We start from the raw sequence: 17,069 nt of genomic DNA on the forward strand, positions 1-17,069 counted from the left end.
ATCATTATGAGCAAACAAAGTTTATTTAATCATATTAGAAGCGAAGATGTTGTGCTTTGGATTGGCGCTGGTTTTTCTAAATATGCAGGATATCCACTCGGTAGTTCACTTAAAGAATTAATCGCTGAGTCTTTGAGTGAAAGTGAACGTGTGTTGATTGATTCTAATTTGCAATTAGCTGATTACGCAGAAGAGTTTGTTAGACTGAAAAATGGATCAAGAAATGAGATAATTAAATTGGTTCGTGATACATATCGCAAACCACCAGCCACCCTATCTAATCATTTAAATTTAACAGCAATACCACACTTTAAAAACATCATTACAACAAATTATGACCCTTTGTTGGAGATTGCATACGGTGATAAAGGTAACTTGATCTATCGTGAAATGGATATTGGACTTTTAGATAAAAGGAAAGTTAACATTATTAAAATTCATGGAGATTTGTCTGATAGTGAGAGTATCATTATAACTAAGTCTGACTATGCAGCTTTTTATAAACAAGATTGGAGTTCTCCATTTTGGGCATACTTGGCAACGCTTATGGCAACAAATGTTCTCTTGTTTGTCGGCTATAGTTTAGAAGATCCGAATGTGATAGCTATGCTTGAGCATATCGCGAAATACTTGAAAAAAATGCGTAAAGAAGCTTTTTATGTTGCTCCGAATGTAGCTCAACACCGCGTAGCACATCTAAATCGTTTAGGTATTGAGGTTATACAAGGAACCGGGGAACAATTGCTTATCGAAATTGAAGAAGATATCCGACTTAATATTTTTGGGGATCAGCGGCTACAAAAAGTTACAGCAGATACATTCTTGGCGTATTTTAAAAACAAAAATTTGTTGCCTGATTTAATCAGCACGTCAAAGGGATTTCAGGTCGCTTCTGTTCGTACTACTGATGGAAAGCTCGCCGACGGTATAGTAAAATTAGAATACGCTCCGGAAAGCGAATTTGCAAAGTTAAAACAAGCTTTTTTTAGGGGAGAAATCCACGAGCTTATTGTAAGTAAGGAAATGCTTAAAGATTTTCAATATGATATTGGTGGCATTCGTATGATGGGGCAAAATGATATTGAAGAGCTTCGAATCCGAAGTAACCCGGTAGATTATAAATTCGATTTAAGTTTTCCCGGTCTTGATCTTGATTTTGAAAATTTGGTAGCGAGTGTGCAACACAGCTTTACTCCTCGTATCAAAGTTAAATTACATCATCTGGACATAAATATTATATTCTCAAAGAAAAATGATGGAAGTGGTGATGTTGAATTGGAAATCAAGCGGAATATAATACATGAGTCGGTAAGATCAGCTATTCGTGCTTATCGATTTGTCAAATATTTTTTTGAACAGCAGCCATTTACGATTTATTTGCACAATAACGGCTCTATAATTAATAAAAAGTCTTATCAATATCGCAAAGATTTCATTGATGAAGCCGACTGGTTTATAAAATATTTTGAATCATTGAAGGAAGTTGAAGGCTTTTATGGAATAAAGTTCCGTGATATAACTGATATTGATTTAGAGTCTTTTAACAAATTACAGCGGTTAGAAAAGATTGCAAACGGAAAATCTTTTAAATTGGTTGATGGCCCAATCCGAATAACTATGACCGAAATGAACCAAACAACAGTTGAGTTTTGTAAGAGATTGGAAACCGAAGATGCTCCACTTGATATCGAACTCACTATTAATGAAATTGTTCATTTGCATGGTTGCGATATAAAGCTCAGTTCGCAGAGAATTCATGTGCCATCAGCAAGAGTGAAAAATCTAAAAAGATTAATAACAGGTAAAACAAGAGAAATTGAAGTGATTAGTCGTAGTGGCCGTATTTACACTTATTATCAGGAACCTTTTAACAAGACTAGATAGTAATAATAAGTTGGTGTAAATTCTACCTAATTGTTAATTATTCCATTTGATGTTAAATTTACCCCCTACTTTCCCAGCAGCCGCTGATATTCACTTTCTCCACCGTTCCTCATATTATCATTTAATTCTATACCGGCTTTTCTGAACGCCTGGATCAGCCGTTGGTCAAAGCCTTTAACATAGTGGGCAAAGGCCGTGGTGTCTTTTTCTTCGGGTATCTGGGTAAACGGATCGTCGGTTTTTGCAAAGCGGTGTAAAACCGCTGTGGTGCTGTCGTTACCTTCTAATAGTATGGAGTCGCCACGGGCAGTGATTTTTGCCGCGTAGGGTTTAGTCAGGTATATTATCGAGTCGTTTTCAATTTTGTAAGGCAGCTTAAAGCGGCCTGCTTTCTGGTTATAAAATACAACGTTCTGCGTGTCAATATCAAACTCGGTATAGCCATTCGCCATCGAAAAGCGGTGCCATTTGCCGGTGATGCAAAGTTTTTCCTTATTGGCTGATTTTTCAGCACCCTGATTACAGGCACAAAAAAGCAGCAATGTAATGGCAGATAGATAGATGATAGCTCTCATGTAATAAGTGTAAAAAACCTGCGGCTCGGTGTAATTCAGGCCGCAGGTTGTAAATAATGGTAATTACTGTGCCCAAATGGTGCAGTTAATGCTGCCGGCAGTGTTGCTTCCCCAGGTTTCAGAAACCATAATAGCCGGAATATTAAGCTGGCCAAGCGTGTAACCATAGCTCTGCCATTTGTTGTAGTGGTTGGCAAAGGTAATTACGCGGTTTGAGCCGGGCGTAACCTTGGTAACCCGCGAACTGTAGATCTGCCTGAAGCCGTCGCCGCCATCAATGTTTTTGCCGGTCATCCAGCGGGTCCAAACGTTGTAGCCCGCGCCGTCGCTTGTAAACGTACCCAAAAAGGTGCCGGTATGCGGCGACTCGGTGCCCCATGTTTCGTTAACGTAGTACTCGTAATACGGGCTCCGGCTCCAACCGTACCAGCCAAACGTACCACCGCCTGAGTTGGAGTAGCTTCCCAGGTTATAGCCGATTTTGTACGTAGGCGAGCCAACCGAATAGCCTTTGCCGCAAGTAAAGTTGCCGTTAAAGCCGCTCCAGTTTACGCTGTAGTTTCCGCCGCTGCCATTGGCATAGTTAACGGTGCCGGTGGCGCCATCGCTTTTCCATAACGACCAAAAGAAGCCGTTGTGCGTGCCCGATTGATAGGTGTTGGTTTTGAGCCTGCTTTTGTTAACCACCGCTTCGGCTTCAGGCTTTTCGGCAGGTTTGGCCGAGTCTTTTTTACAGCCCGAAATTAAGGATGAGCAAACAAGCAACGCAATTGCAGTTGCAACGGCAACCTTCCCGGTCACCATTGGTGAAGAGTTTTGTTTTTTCATAATTTGGAGTAATTGATTAAAACGAAGGTACCTGCCGGGTCGCCGCTGCAATGGCTGTAATGATTAAAAGTGTTGTACAAATGTTTACTTAATCGGAAAACATTTAACCTGTTTAAGTTATTGTATTACAGGTAATTGATAATTTATGAAAATCTATTTTAACTATTGATTTAACGTTTTACAGCAATGGATTAGCCACATTTCGGTTACAAACTCCCGCAATTAAGGTACATGTTAACGTTTTCGTAAGCCGACATTTGAGTATTAAATAATTAAACATGGAACATCAACAAGAAAACACAGGAGCACAAAATAATGTAACTCCAAATACAGGTAAAAAGGTTTGGTTCATAACCGGTTCGTCGCGCGGGTTTGGCCGCGTGTGGGCAGAGGCCGCGCTTAAACGTGGCGACAAAGTAGTGGCTACCGCCCGTAAACTGGAAAGCATTGCCGACCTTAAAGAGAAATACGGCGATAATGTACTAACCTTAGCGCTCGACGTTACCAATGCCGAACAGGTTAAGGCAACCATAGCGCAGGCGCATGCGCATTTTGGCCGGCTGGATGTGGTTTTAAATAACGCCGCCTACTCACTGGTAGGTACAATTGAAGAAGCCAGTGCGGATGAAATCCGTGCGCTTTACGAAACCAATGTTATTGGTCCGGTGGCGGTTATACAGGCTGCGCTGCCCTTGCTGCGTAAGCAAGGCGGCGGGCACATTATCGGCACATCGAGCAACGTAGGGCAGATCACTTTCCCGGTTATTGGTTATTATTGTTCAACAAAGTGGGCTTTCGAGGCTATTCACGAAAGCCTGGCCGCCGAGGTTAAACAATTTGGCGTAAAGGTAACCCTAATTGAGCCGGGCGCTTACGCTACAGAATTCGGTACGCCCGAATCGTTAAAGTTTACACAGAACCTTGACGTTTATGAGGATTTTAAACAGGAGTTTTTTGGCCAGTTAGGCAGTATGGAAAAAGGCGACCCTAATGCAACTGCTGATGCCGTTTTGCAAATTGTGGATGCTGAAAATCCGCCCCTACGCTTCTTTTTGGGTAGCCATTGTTTGCCTGGCGTGCGCGCCGCCTATAACGAGCGTTTAAAAACCTGGGAAGAATGGGCGGATGTATCGAGCGCTGCCCAGGGCAACGTTAAGTAACTGGTTTAATATGACTCATGGATAACCGATATTAATATCGGTTATCTTATTTTAAGGGTTAGATATGAAAAGAGAAGAGAACGGTCCGCATAAAATACAATCATTAACGGAAGCGCACCAGGCTTTTGGTTTGCCCAAGCCGCAGCATCCGCTTATCAGCCTGCTTAATGGCGCCCATCGGCCGGTTGAGCCTTTCAGGCACCATGTGCTGGGCTTTTACAAAATATCGTACAAGCCAAAGGTAACGGGCAGGTTAAAGTACGGCCAAAGTTATTATGATTTTGATGAAGGCGGTTTATTGTTCGCTTCGCCCGGGCAGGTAATAGGTAACAATAATCATGATGCCAGCGTGTGCTCTGCTTATACGTTGCTCATTCATCCCGATTTCTTTTTGGGCTATCCCTTGGCTAAAAATGTCAAGCAATTCGGCTTTTTCTCTTATACAACCAACGAGGCGTTGCATCTTTCGGAAGAGGAGAAGAACATGATCATGGGTATATTCAGCATGATTGAGACCGAACTAAGCAGCCGTATTGACGATTTTAGCCAGGATGTGGTTATCTCACAAATTGAGTTGCTTCTCAACTACGCTAACCGTTTTTATAAGCGCCAGTTCATCACCCGCAAAGCTGTAAACCATGATCTGCTGCAAAAGCTGGAAGATGTGTTAAATCAATACTTTAATGACGAAACCGCGCTCAGCCGTGGGTTGCCAACCGTGGCCTACATCGCAGAGCACCTGAACGTATCGGCAAGTTATTTGAGTGATATGCTGCGTACGCTGATCGGGCAAAACGCGCAGCATTATATACATGACAAGCTGATCGAGCGTGCTAAAGAAAAACTGTCGACCACCAACCTGTCGGTAAGTGAGGTGGCCTATGCTTTAGGGTTTGAGCATTCGCAATCGTTCAGCAGGTTATTTAAAACCAAAACTAATTTATCGCCGTTGGAGTTCAGGCGATCTTTTAATTAATATATATATTATAATAAGAACGCCCTTGAATCTGATTTAAGGGCGTTCTTATTATTAAAGATTGTTATGGTTTACCATATATCTGGATAGCTTTATTTAGCTGTTCCTCGGTACGGTGATATTCTTCGGGGCACGATTGCGGGTCGGTTATCTTAAAGTCCCCCTGGTCGTTTACCTGCATGTGAAATCTCTTTTTTTCGCCGTTATGCGTAACATAAACCTGGAATAGCTGCAGGCGTTGTATGTTCATGGTGTTAAACTCGAACGTGGCGCTATCAGCCTCGACCGTAAAATTTTTCATGCGGTAAAGATACAATGGCATTTTAATACCGCCCCTGGAAAAATTTAATTAAAGTACCGGATACACCTGCCCGGTTTGTGCGCCCAATACACTTTTTACATAGGCTTGCGCTACGCGGTGCATAGCCACGGGAATCTGCCCTTTAAAAAACGGAAAATATTCCGGCGATTCTTCTACAACAGTAGGAGCAACAGAGTTAATGCGAACACCATTTTCCAATTCGATGGCGGCTGCTTTGGCAAATGAATCTATGGCGCCATTAACCGCACTTACTGCCGAGCCCAAAACAATAGGATCATGCGCCATACTACCTGATGTAAGTGTAAACGAGCCTTTCGGATTGATGTAATGCTGCCCTATCAGCACCAGGTTTACCTGGCCAAGCAGCTTGCTGTCAATACCAACCCTAAAGTCGGCATCCGTCATTTGCGCAAGCGGGCCGAAATGGCCATCGCCGGCAGTACTAATCAGCGCATCAAAGGAACCCACCTGTTCAAACAATGCTTTGATGGAGTTTACATCGGTGATGTTTACCTGGTAATCGCCGCTTTTTGAGCCTACCCTTATAATTTCGTTATCTGCTTCAAGCGCTTTAACCACGTGTTTGCCAATGGTTCCGGATGCGCCAATAATGATGATTTTCATTTATTTTTATATTTTATTTCCATCAAAGTTACTCCAATACTTTACTTTTGTCAAGTAGTTACCTTTTTGTCGACTAATGACAAATGAGTAAGATTTGTTTTAAAATGGCTGTACTAAAGGAAAAAAAAGAAATAAATTATCATAGCGCCGAGGAATGCCCCATTACCGCTACTATAGATGTCATCGGCGGTAAGTGGAAACCTCCGATTATATGGCTGCTACTCAATGGACCATTGCGCTTTGGCGAGCTGCATAAAATAATACCCGGCATGGCACTTAAGGTATTATCAAGGCAATTAAAGGAACTCGAAGCCGATGGTATTATCATTCGCAGGGCTTACCCGGAAGTACCGCCAAGGGTGGAGTACAGCCTCAGCGAAAAAGGAGAAACATTGAGAGAGGTAATGTTTTTATTATCCGACTGGAGCCGGAAGCATATAATTAAGGATGAATAAGTGAATTCAATAATTATCTATTTGACTTGCTTTTAGGTAGAGCGGTTTATCCATTTACGCATTAAGTTAATAATGCTGATCAATTCATCAGGCTCAATAATATAAGGCGGCATCAGGTATAAAACTTTACCGATCGGGCGCAGCCAAACGCCCTCATCCATCGCGAAAGCTTTAAAGCCGCTAAGTGTAGTAGCATCCTTAACTTCAATTACGCCTATCGCTCCAATACTTCGCTTGCCGGCAATATGTGGTGAACTGATCGTATCAAATTCCCGGTTGATGATGGCGTTGATCTGCGTAATTTTGCTCAGGTAATCGTTCTGTTCAATAAGTTCAATACTTTTCAGTGCTACGGTGCATGCCAGTGCATTAGCCATAAATGTAGGGCCATGCATCAGGGCCTTTTCGTAATCGGCACCTAAAAAGCTGTTAAAAACGGCATCAGTGCTTAAAGTAGCGGCATGCCCCACGTAACCTGCAGTTAGCGCCTTGCCAACTACCATAATGTCGGGTGTTACACCTGCATGTTCGGCGGCGAATAGTTTGCCGGTACGCCCGAAGCCGGTAGCTACTTCGTCAAATATCAGCAACACATTATACTTATTGCATAGTTCACGGGCTGCCTGCAGGTATAAGGGTGAGTAAATATGGAACCCACCCGCACACTGTACTATCGGCTCAACTATAAAGGCGGCTATACGCTCGCTGTTGCTGCTAAATAGTTGCTCCAACTGATCAACGGCAGGTTGCACATCCGCCGCGGTGGCATCAAAGCCCCCCGGGGGGATATCTACAATGTAACCACGGTGCAACACATCCGCGAAAGCGCGACTAAAATCTGAATCATCGCTTACTTCCATGGCCTTGAAGGTATCGCCATGGTAGCCGTTTTTGAGTGATACTATTTTTGTTTTTCCCAGATGGCCCAGGTTTTTCCAGTGTTGTATAGCTGTTTTAAGCGCCACCTCTACACCTATGGAGCCACTGTCAGAGAAAAATACATGGTTAAGTCCGGCAGGGGTAATGCGTACCAAAGCTTCTGCAAGCTGTAATGCAGGCTCATGCGTTAGGCCGCCGAGCATTACATGGGCAAATTTTCCGGCCTGTTTGGCCAGGGCTGCATTCAATACCGGGTGGTTATACCCATGTATTACCGACCACCACGAAGATATACCGTCAATAAGTTTGCGGCCGTCTTCCAGTTCCATCATCACGCCGTTGCCCGCTACCATTTTCGGCAGGCGGCTGGCATGTTTCATTTGGGTATAAGGGTGCCAAAGCATAAGGCAAAGATACATGCCTTACGCTGCATTGCATGGGCTTATTTCTCGGCTCGCTTCTTAGGTTGTTTAAACAAGCCGTCCTCGTTTATAGAAATGGTTCTGCCACTATCGTCGGTTATGGTAGCTGTGTACTGCTGTTTGGTTGCCTCGATACTTAACCGGTTGTTTTTGCCCGATATGCTATATTCAGTTGCTTTGATGCCAAGCTCATCCAGATCGTGCGCGAAAAAGCTATGTTGTTTAAAATACTCCTGTTGCTTGTAATATACCAGCCACAGGTATTGCTTTTGCAGATCGGTATACGGTACGTTAAAGCTAACACCGGCATCGGTAGTGTTTTTAGTGAATAGCAGATACCCCCAACGCTCCGGGTAATGCATGCTGATCAGTCCGGGGGCCGACCACACCCAGTTGCGCTCCGGCAAATTTTTGCCATGCACATCCTTCAATTTAACATATTTGCCGTCTACCACTTTAGTGTCCCACTCCACGCGCGAAAAGTTGATGCGCCACAAACTACCGTCGGCTGGTTTATTGGTATCAAAGCCAAATACGATGGATTTAAGAGGTATGGCTAATTCCACCGTCCAGCCTTTGTCAGTATCTTTCGGGTTGTTCAGCGTACCCTGGAGTTTCACAGCTGAGCGCATGCCCGGTGTATCCCAACTAATTAGCGCATTGCCGCCGTGGCGGTAAGCCTTGGGTAAAAATAAGTCGAATATTTTATTAAGCTGGTTAACCTCTATCTCAAAATAATTGCGGCCATTATTATCGGGGTCAACAAAAAGCTCAAAATCATTATCCTGAAAAATAATATCGTCATGATGGGTAAGGTAAGCCCAAAGGTGTGGCTCATCCATTTTTACGGCAATGTACAGGTTGCTGTCGTCCCAAAGCATTTTAAGCTGCGTGTTGTATTGCGGCTTGGGCTTCGCATCGCCCTCAATATCAACAAAGCTGCTGGTCCATTTAGCCTGATCCCAAATTTTATCGTTAATGTCACCATCAATAAGCGGGGCTTTATTGGTATGGGTAATTATATAATGCTCGGGAGTAGTAAATAGATGGGCCATATCGCCAAAAGCAGATTGGCTTTTTACAGCAGTTGTTGCCGTTAAAGCAATTGCGGCAGTAATCAAATATTTAAGCATGCTTAAATATAGATAAATCAATTTTGCAATCGATAATTTAAAATTTTACACTTCTCAATTAATTAAATGTTAAAGTGACATAAATTGTAAGTTAAATGTAAAAAGGGTACTAAGTGACTGCTTTAGCCTATAAGTGCGGAGAGTTCACCCTTACATTAGCGTAATGGAGGCAAACTTTGCGGGGATAAAGTCCGGATTTTTCAGGCTGATTATTTATGGAGCATTGGTTTTTGGTGTGGCGGAGTTTATTCGTTGGGATGCCATGTTAGTGCACGGGCAGGAATCAAAATTTGGCGAAGACTCCTATACCGAATTCGCTCAAAGCGCTTTGTTATTGGCAGCGGCTGGCATATACATCAGTGTTTCTGCAAAGTATAAGCAATTTAAAGCGCTAGCCTTTTTCCTGTTCTCCTTTGCTATGGCATCCTTTATCCGCGAGCAGGATTCACTGCTTGATGATCATATATTTGACGGCGCGTGGCAGACCGGTGTGTTCAGCCTGTTTGCGTTTATGGTATTTTACCTGTGGCGGCATTGGCATCAGTTTTTGCAAAACGTAGCCTTGTTTGTGCACACGCAAGCCTTTGGTGTTTTTATAACCGGGTTTTTAACTACCTATGTGTTTTCCAGGTTATACGGACGGGGCAAATTTTGGCAGGAGATAATGGAGGACCGTTACCTTCGAGCCGTTAAAAACGCTTCTGAAGAATGTACAGAACTTTTTGGCTACACCATTTTAGCCATTGCCGCGGTTGAGTTTTACCTGTTTGTTAAAAGGCAAGCGGGAGCTTTATCCTTAAAGCCTGCAAAATCTAAGATACACACGTCGTCTGTAACAAGCGTTGCGTGAGGGATGTTTTCATGGTTGATGCCAAAAACGCATAATTATAAGTTAGTATTGTTTAAGCAACACCACTCCAATGACGTAATTTTGATGCAACCAATTATTAAAGCCACGTCTGATGAGAAAATTATTACGTTTCCTTTTGATTTTATTCTTATGCCTTAGCGCAGCTGCCTCGGCTCAGCAAGGGTATAAGCCATCCGAATCAAACCTTAAAGCGCGCGAGCATTTTAAGGACATGAAATTCGGGATGTTCATTCACTGGGGTATTTACAGTACGCTGGGTGACGGTGAATGGGTGATGGATATTAAGAAGATACCGTACAATGACTATAAACGCCTTGCAGATTTTTTCAATCCGCAAGCCTTTAACGCTAAGGAGTGGGTTGACCTGGCTAAACGGGCGGGTATGAAATATATTACCGTTACATCCCGACACCATGATGGTTTCAGCATGTTTGATACCAAGCAATCTGACTACAACATCGTTAAAGCCACGCCTTATAAAAAGGACCCGATGAAGGAACTGGCCGAGGAGTGCCAAAAGCAGGGAATTGAACTGCGCTTTTATTATTCTCTGTTGGATTGGGGCCGCGCTGATTATGCCTTTAAAAGCCCGATTGTGAACGGCGCGCCGGAGAAAGGCGACTGGAATAGCTACATCAACTTTATGAAAGCGCAGCTTACCGAGCTGATCACCAATTATCCCGGGGTAAAAGGTATTTGGTTTGACGGGCATTGGGACCGCAAAAACGCAAACTGGCATTATGATGAAATTTACGGACTGATACACAAATTAGGTCCGGATATTATGATTGGCAATAATCACCACCTGGCACCAATCCCCGGCGAGGATTTTCAGGCCTTTGAGAAAGATTTGCCGGGTAATAACAAAACCGGCTTTAGCGGCGATGCCAAGATTGGCGAACTGCCACTTGAAACCTGCGAAACCATGAACGGCAGTTGGGGCTTCAATATTAACGACAGGAATTACAAATCGGTAAAGGAACTGGTGCATTACCTGGTGAACGCCGCCGGGTTAGATGCTAATTTTTTACTGAATGTTGGCCCGATGCCTAACGGCAAAATTCAGCCGGAGTTTGTGGATACACTTGGAAAGATAGGTGCCTGGATTGATAAAAATGGCGAAACTATTTATGGCACACGCGGCACTGTAGTAAAGGCACAAACCTGGGGTACGTTAACGGCTAAAGCTAAAACAGTTTATGCCCATTTGCTTAACCCGGTTAAGGAAGGTAACCAGATACTAATACCTGGTTTTAAGGTTAAGCCTAAAAGTGTTACTGCTTTTAATGGTGGTGCAAAGTTGAAGTACAAAAAGGATAAAACTGGGTTAATTGTGCATCTGGATCAGCTACCTGCTGATGAGATTGACAGGATCATCAAGATAACCTATTGATAATTGAGAAAAATCAGTACATAAAAAAGGCTGCTTTAAATTAATAAAGCAGCCTTTTTAGTTTTATCAGATACCTGAAGCTTATGCTTCTTCCATACTTTCGCCGGTTACGGTTTCTTTTATCTTGCGTTCCAGTTCTTCCATCAGTTCCGGGTTATCGAGTATCAGTTGCTTAACCGCGTCACGGCCCTGGCCTAAGCGCGTTTCGCCATAGCTGAACCAGGAGCCAGCTTTTTTAATGATATTATAATCAACACCGAGGTCAATAATTTCACCCGATTTGGAGATGCCCTCGCCAAACATAATGTCAAATTCAGCTATACGGAATGGTGGCGCAACCTTGTTTTTAACGATCTTGATCTTAACGCGGTTACCTGATACTTCGTCGGTATCTTTAATTTGTGATATACGGCGTACATCCAAACGTACCGAAGCGTAAAATTTAAGCGCGTTACCACCGGTTGTAGTTTCAGGGTTACCAAACATTACGCCTATCTTATCGCGCAACTGGTTGATGAAGATACAGCAGCATCCTGTTTTGCTGATGGTACCGGTGAGCTTACGCAGTGCCTGAGACATTAAGCGCGCCTGCAAACCCATTTTCGAGTCGCCCATTTCACCCTCAATCTCCGCCTTTGGTACTAATGCGGCAACAGAGTCTATCACCAGAATATCAATAGCGCCCGAGCGGATTAGGTTATCAGCGATCTCTAAAGCTTGTTCACCATTGTCAGGTTGTGATATTAAAAGGTTCTCAACATCAACACCCAGTTTTTTAGCGTAAAATTTATCAAAAGCGTGCTCCGCATCAATAAATGCGGCTATGCCACCTTTTTTTTGTGCTTCGGCAATAGCGTGTATGGCCAAAGTTGTTTTACCGGATGATTCAGGTCCGTATATTTCAATAATACGGCCTTTGGGTAAACCGCCAACACCTAAAGCTATATCCAGGCCTATCGAACCGGTTGATATAACCTCGGTTGGTTCAACAACCGTATCGCCTAGTTTCATGATGGTGCCTTTTCCGTATGATTTTTCCAGCTTATCAAGCGTAAGCTGTAGTGCCTTCAATTTATCTGCGTTGCTCATCTTAAAATTATATGTAACAAATATAAAACTTTAATTTATAAATACTAAAAAAATTAGTATTTTATTTTATTTATCCTGGTATGTACAGGTGTCTTGTTAATCCTTACTTATCGTGCGCTTTTTAAGCTCCCTGCTTATCACGTTAAGCTTCTTCTTTTTTGCGGCCTCTTTTGCTTTCCTGGCTTTGTCGGCTTCGGCTTTTAGTAAAGCTTTTTCAGTATGGGCGCGCTCATAATAGCGGCAAAACCAGGTAAGCGGACAAATTTCACATTTAGGCGTACGCGCTACACAAATATAACGGCCATGCAATATAAGCCAATGGTGTGCTATAGCCAAAACCTCGTTTGGTAAATATTTAACTAATTCCTTTTCAACAGCCAGTGGTGTGCGGGCATTGTTGGTTAAGCCTATCCGGTTAGCCACCCTGAACACATGAGTATCAACAGCCATAGCCGGCGCGTCATATACCACTGAGGCAATAACATTAGCGGTTTTGCGGCCCACGCCCGGCATTTTTTGTAATTGATCAATTGAGGAGGGTACTACGCTGTTAAACTGTTCAACCAGCATTTTGCCCATGCCGGCCAAATGTTTGGCTTTGTTGTTAGGATAGCTTACGCTGCGTATGTAAGGGAAAATTTCCTCGGCATTTGATACGGCCAGACTCTCCGCATCCGGAAAGCGCTCAAAGAGGGCAGGGGTAACCTGGTTTATTCGCTTATCTGTACATTGAGCAGAAAGTATAACGGCAACCAACAACTGGTACGGCGAATTATAATGTAATTCAGTAACTGCGTCGGGTTGGTTTTTTGAAAAGTATTCAACAAAATGATGGTAACGTTCCTTTTTTAGCATAGATGTACAAGCGGCAACTGCGTGTTAACTAATGTAGCCGCAAAGGTATTCGGTTTTAACACTGAATAATAGCGTTAAGGCAAAATAATAGTAATGCTTGGAGGGGGATGTGTAATGGCAGATGGGTCATAGTTCACCCGGCTTATCATCGGCACTTTTACATCGTAATTTCAAAGTAACCTTGCCGATACCCGTGAACTATGAGCCATCAACCTGAATGTATTTTACTTGATGCTTTTTGAGTAATCAAGTATGCGGTGAATGGTTTGTAGCCTTGGCTGCATTTGCAACTGGTTCAAATCTGTACGGAGCGAGTTAAAGAATATTAAATCGTCCGCATTCAGATTTTCTGTATGCTCTTTCTCTTTCACTATAAAATGATTAGTGACCGCAAATAAGTTTTTTGTAGAGGTTTCGTCCATAAGCGCTTTTATAATTTTTTATAATTCAATAACGCAACCCTTTCCGAAATATTTTATCATATTTTAAAAACATGAAAAAAATTTCATCAAAATTTCATTAAGGGTATAAAAATGCTTTTTAAGCAGATGTAAGGCCGTTTAGATATATGAAAGATAATTTGTTTCTACGCATATAACGAAACAAGGTTACAATTTAATTTAACTATTAGTAATTATTTACTTAAGGCCCATTTCCTTCTTTAAAAATCGGCCTGTAAAGCTTTCCTTAACCTTGCACAAGCCCTCGGGTGTGCCTGAGAATAATATTTTGCCACCGCCGGATCCGCCTTCAGGCCCAAGGTCGATCACGTGGTCAACCACCTTAATTACGTCCAGGTTATGCTCGATTACTAAAACCGTGTTGCCTTTATCTACTAATTGGTAAAGCACACCAAGAAGCACGTTGATATCCTCAAAGTGCAAACCGGTTGTCGGCTCGTCTAATATATAAAAGGTGTTGCCGGTATCTTTTTTTGAAAGCTCGGTAGCCAGCTTTACGCGCTGTGCCTCGCCGCCTGATAACGTGGTTGATGATTGCCCCAGCGTAATATACCCCAAACCTACATCAAACAAAGTTTTTACCTTGCGGTGGATGGATGGGATATGCTCAAAAAAGCTGGTGGCATCCTCAATGCTCATGTCCAGCACATCGCTGATGGATTTGCCCCGGTAGCGCACCTCCAGTGTTTCGCGGTTGTAGCGTTTACCGCCGCACTCTTCGCAGGGCACCTGAACATCGGGTAAAAAGTTCATTTCGATCACCTTCATGCCCGCCCCCTGGCAGGTTTCGCAGCGGCCGCCCTTTACGTTGAACGAGAAACGCCCCGGTTTATAACCGCGGATCTTAGCTTCAGGCAATTGTACATACAGGTTACGGATGTCAGAAAATACGCCGGTATAGGTAGATGGATTTGAGCGTGGTGTACGACCGATAGGTGTCTGGTCTATCTCTATCACCTTATCAATATGCTCCAACCCCTCAATGCTGCCATAAGGCAATGGTTGCTTTTTAGCTCGGAAAAAGTGATGGTTCAGAATAGGGTACAAAGTTTCGGCAATCAAACTTGATTTGCCGCTGCCCGATACCCCGGTAATCCCGATCAGTTTACCCAGCGGAAACTCCACCGATACATTTTTGAGGTTATGGCCCGTGGCTTTTTTAAGCGCCAGTTTTTTGCCGTTACCTTCCCTGCGTTTTTTGGGGATGGCTATCTCTCGCTCGCCGTTGATGTAAGATGTGGTAAGCGTATGCTCGGCCATTAGTTGCTGTGGTGTGCCCTGGGCTACAATTTGCCCGCCATGCACACCCGCTGCCGGCCCCATGTCAATCACATGGTCGGCCTCTAAAATCATATCCTTATCGTGCTCAACCACCAGTACGGTATTGCCCAAATCGCGCAGGTTTTTGAGAGCGTTGATCAGCCGCTCGTTATCGCGCTGGTGCAGGCCGATGCTTGGCTCATCCAGAATGTACATTACATTCATCAACTGCGACCCTATCTGTGTAGCCAGCCTGATGCGCTGCGCCTCGCCGCCCGATAAGGTTTTGGCGGTACGGTCAAGCGTTAAATAGCTCAACCCAACATCCAGTAAAAAGCCGATGCGGGCGCGAATCTCTTTTAATATCTCGCGGGCGATAACATTCTGGCGTTCATTCAGCCTGTCCTCAATGCCTTCAAACCAACCTTGCAGGTTATTAATATCCATGCAGGCCAGCTCAAATATGTTCTTCTCGTCTATCTTAAAATGCAGCGATTCCTTTTTAAGCCGCGCACCGCCGCAGGTAGGGCAGGTACGCAATACACGATAGTTTTCCATATCGTCCAGGTCATCATCGCCGCGGCGTTCCTGCTGCTCCTCAAGCATCTTTACAATGCCCTCAAAATTGATGGAGTAGTTTTGTACGTTCCATTTATTGTACTCAACGGCTACGTTAATTTTTTCTTCGGTACCGTTAAGTATAATGTCCAGCTTGTCACGTTCCAGCTTTTCAATCGGAGTAGTTAACGAAAACTCGAATTTTTTGGCCAGTGCTTTTAATACCTGGAATATCCAGGTTTCGCGGTATTCGCCCAGCGGGGCTAAACCGCCATTTTGTATGCTGAGTTTGGGATTGGGCATAACCGCCTTTTCATCCACCTCAAAAATATAGCCCAGTCCGTTGCACTTATCGCAAGCACCGTAGGGCGAGTTAAACGAAAAGGTATTAGGCTGCGGCTCGTCATACGATATGCCAGATACCGGGTCCATCAGGTATTTACTGAAGTAGGATACATTGTTATCCTTATCCGCAATGCGGATGATGCCCTTGGCCAGTTTAAGTGCCGCCTGCACCGAGCTGTAAAGTCTTTTGCTATCCTTTTCGCTGATCACCAGTCGGTCAACCACAATATCAATATCATGGATTTTATAGCGGTCAACCTGCATTTTAGGGGTAACATCCATAATGGCGCCATCCACCCAAACCTTGAGATAGCCCTGCTTGCGGATCTGCTCAAACAATTCGCGGTAATGCCCTTTACGGCCTTTTACGGCTGGTGCCATAATGTTTACCGGCTGCCCGTCAAACTTTTCGCTGATTGTGCGCAGTATTTGGTCCTCGCTCATACGCTCCATTTTTTCGCCGGTGGAGTACGAGTAGGCCTCGCCCGCGCGGGCGAAAAGCAGGCGCATAAAATCGTATATCTCGGTAATAGTACCTACTGTTGAGCGTGGGTTTTTGCTGGTTGTTTTTTGCTCAATGGCAATTACCGGACTAAGGCCTGACACCTTATCAACATCCGGCCGCTCCATACCGCCCATAAACTGGCGCGAGTAGGCCGAAAATGTTTCCATATAGCGGCGCTGCCCCTCGGCATAAATGGTATCAAACGCCAGCGATGATTTACCGCTGCCGCTTAGTCCCGTTACCACCACGAGTTGGTTACGCGGAAACGAAACATCAATATTTTTTAAGTTATGTACCCGTGCGCCATAAACTTCTACTTCGCTTTGTTCGCCCAGGTCAACAGTTTTATCAGTCATACAGTATATTGAACAATATTAACCGCATACATAAGGCTTGGTTTGGCCGAGATGTATTTTGCTAAAATTTTTTGCAAATATAGTTAAAAAGCCTGTGGTTTAATAAGGTGAGATTGTT

Annotated in this window: 16 protein-coding genes; 6 read left to right on the forward strand and 10 right to left on the reverse strand. The window is 43.7% G+C overall.

Features of this window, described 5'->3' with window-relative positions; genetic code table 11:
- Positions 1-6 precede the first annotated feature (6 nt).
- The gene (locus ABD960_RS00085) at positions 7-1,884 is read left to right on the forward strand and encodes an SIR2 family protein (protein WP_345328686.1); all 1,878 of its coding nucleotides are present in this window, start codon (positions 7-9) and stop codon (positions 1,882-1,884) included.
- Positions 1,885-1,949: 65 nt separating this feature from the next.
- On the opposite strand, the gene ABD960_RS00090 is transcribed toward ABD960_RS00085, so the two are convergent.
- Positions 1,950-2,459 (reverse strand): hypothetical protein, encoded by a 510-nt coding sequence (locus ABD960_RS00090; protein WP_345328688.1) that lies wholly within the window; start codon positions 2,457-2,459, stop codon positions 1,950-1,952.
- A gap of 63 nt (positions 2,460-2,522) precedes the next feature.
- Entirely contained in the window at positions 2,523-3,287 is a 765-nt protein-coding gene (locus tag ABD960_RS00095) for a glycoside hydrolase family 11 protein (RefSeq protein ID WP_345328690.1), read from the reverse strand.
- Between the two features lie 278 nt (positions 3,288-3,565).
- Here ABD960_RS00095 and ABD960_RS00100 point away from each other — a divergent pair, with 278 nt between their 5' ends.
- Together ABD960_RS00100 and ABD960_RS00105 are read left to right on the forward strand one after the other, a co-directional pair.
- Positions 3,566-4,447 carry an SDR family NAD(P)-dependent oxidoreductase gene (locus tag ABD960_RS00100; RefSeq protein ID WP_345328692.1) on the forward strand — a complete coding sequence of 294 codons (882 nt, stop codon included), beginning with the start codon at positions 3,566-3,568 and terminating at the stop codon, positions 4,445-4,447.
- A 64-nt stretch (positions 4,448-4,511) separates the two neighbouring features.
- Positions 4,512-5,423, forward strand: a complete 912-nt coding sequence (locus ABD960_RS00105; RefSeq protein ID WP_345328694.1) for a helix-turn-helix domain-containing protein — start codon at positions 4,512-4,514, stop codon at positions 5,421-5,423.
- A 64-nt stretch (positions 5,424-5,487) separates the two neighbouring features.
- On the opposite strand, the gene ABD960_RS00110 is transcribed toward ABD960_RS00105, so the two are convergent.
- Positions 5,488-5,724 carry a hypothetical protein gene (locus ABD960_RS00110; protein WP_345328696.1) on the reverse strand — a complete coding sequence of 79 codons (237 nt, stop codon included), beginning with the start codon at positions 5,722-5,724 and terminating at the stop codon, positions 5,488-5,490.
- Positions 5,725-5,772: 48 nt separating this feature from the next.
- A complete protein-coding gene (locus ABD960_RS00115; protein WP_345328698.1) occupies positions 5,773-6,369 on the reverse strand; it encodes a short chain dehydrogenase in 597 nt (198 codons plus the stop codon).
- 104 nt (positions 6,370-6,473) lie between these two features.
- On the opposite strand from ABD960_RS00115, the gene ABD960_RS00120 reads away from it, so the two are divergent.
- Complete coding sequence (locus tag ABD960_RS00120) at positions 6,474-6,824, forward strand: winged helix-turn-helix transcriptional regulator (protein ID WP_345328700.1); 351 nt, start codon at positions 6,474-6,476, stop codon at positions 6,822-6,824.
- A 32-nt stretch (positions 6,825-6,856) separates the two neighbouring features.
- Here the strand turns inward: ABD960_RS00120 and bioA are convergent, their stop codons facing one another.
- Both bioA and ABD960_RS00130 read right to left on the reverse strand, forming a co-directional pair.
- Complete coding sequence (gene bioA / locus ABD960_RS00125; protein WP_345328702.1) at positions 6,857-8,122, reverse strand: adenosylmethionine--8-amino-7-oxononanoate transaminase; 1,266 nt, start codon at positions 8,120-8,122, stop codon at positions 6,857-6,859.
- Positions 8,123-8,145: 23 nt separating this feature from the next.
- On the reverse strand, positions 8,146-9,258 hold the full coding sequence (locus ABD960_RS00130; protein WP_345328704.1) for a carbohydrate-binding family 9-like protein: 1,113 nt from the start codon (positions 9,256-9,258) through the stop codon (positions 8,146-8,148).
- Between the two features lie 163 nt (positions 9,259-9,421).
- On the opposite strand from ABD960_RS00130, the gene ABD960_RS00135 reads away from it, so the two are divergent.
- Both ABD960_RS00135 and ABD960_RS00140 read left to right on the forward strand, forming a co-directional pair.
- Positions 9,422-10,108 carry a hypothetical protein gene (locus tag ABD960_RS00135; RefSeq protein ID WP_345328706.1) on the forward strand — a complete coding sequence of 229 codons (687 nt, stop codon included), beginning with the start codon at positions 9,422-9,424 and terminating at the stop codon, positions 10,106-10,108.
- Positions 10,109-10,220: 112 nt separating this feature from the next.
- Positions 10,221-11,522, forward strand: a complete 1,302-nt coding sequence (locus tag ABD960_RS00140; protein WP_345328708.1) for an alpha-L-fucosidase — start codon at positions 10,221-10,223, stop codon at positions 11,520-11,522.
- An 81-nt stretch (positions 11,523-11,603) separates the two neighbouring features.
- Here the strand turns inward: ABD960_RS00140 and recA are convergent, their stop codons facing one another.
- From recA to uvrA, 4 genes are all read right to left on the reverse strand, one after another.
- Positions 11,604-12,611: a recombinase RecA gene (gene recA / locus ABD960_RS00145; RefSeq protein WP_345328710.1), complete on the reverse strand. Its 1,008-nt coding sequence runs from the start codon at positions 12,609-12,611 to the stop codon at positions 11,604-11,606.
- Positions 12,612-12,707: 96 nt separating this feature from the next.
- Positions 12,708-13,466 (reverse strand): endonuclease III, encoded by a 759-nt coding sequence (nth, locus tag ABD960_RS00150; RefSeq protein ID WP_345328712.1) that lies wholly within the window; start codon positions 13,464-13,466, stop codon positions 12,708-12,710.
- Positions 13,467-13,690: 224 nt separating this feature from the next.
- Positions 13,691-13,888, reverse strand: coding sequence for a hypothetical protein (locus ABD960_RS00155; protein ID WP_345328714.1), 198 nt, complete (start codon positions 13,886-13,888; stop codon positions 13,691-13,693).
- A gap of 216 nt (positions 13,889-14,104) precedes the next feature.
- Complete coding sequence (gene uvrA, locus ABD960_RS00160) at positions 14,105-16,951, reverse strand: excinuclease ABC subunit UvrA (protein WP_345328716.1); 2,847 nt, start codon at positions 16,949-16,951, stop codon at positions 14,105-14,107.
- Positions 16,952-17,069 lie beyond the last annotated feature (118 nt).

The organism is Mucilaginibacter defluvii, from assembly GCF_039543225.1.
GTDB classification, from domain to species: domain Bacteria; phylum Bacteroidota; class Bacteroidia; order Sphingobacteriales; family Sphingobacteriaceae; genus Mucilaginibacter; species Mucilaginibacter defluvii.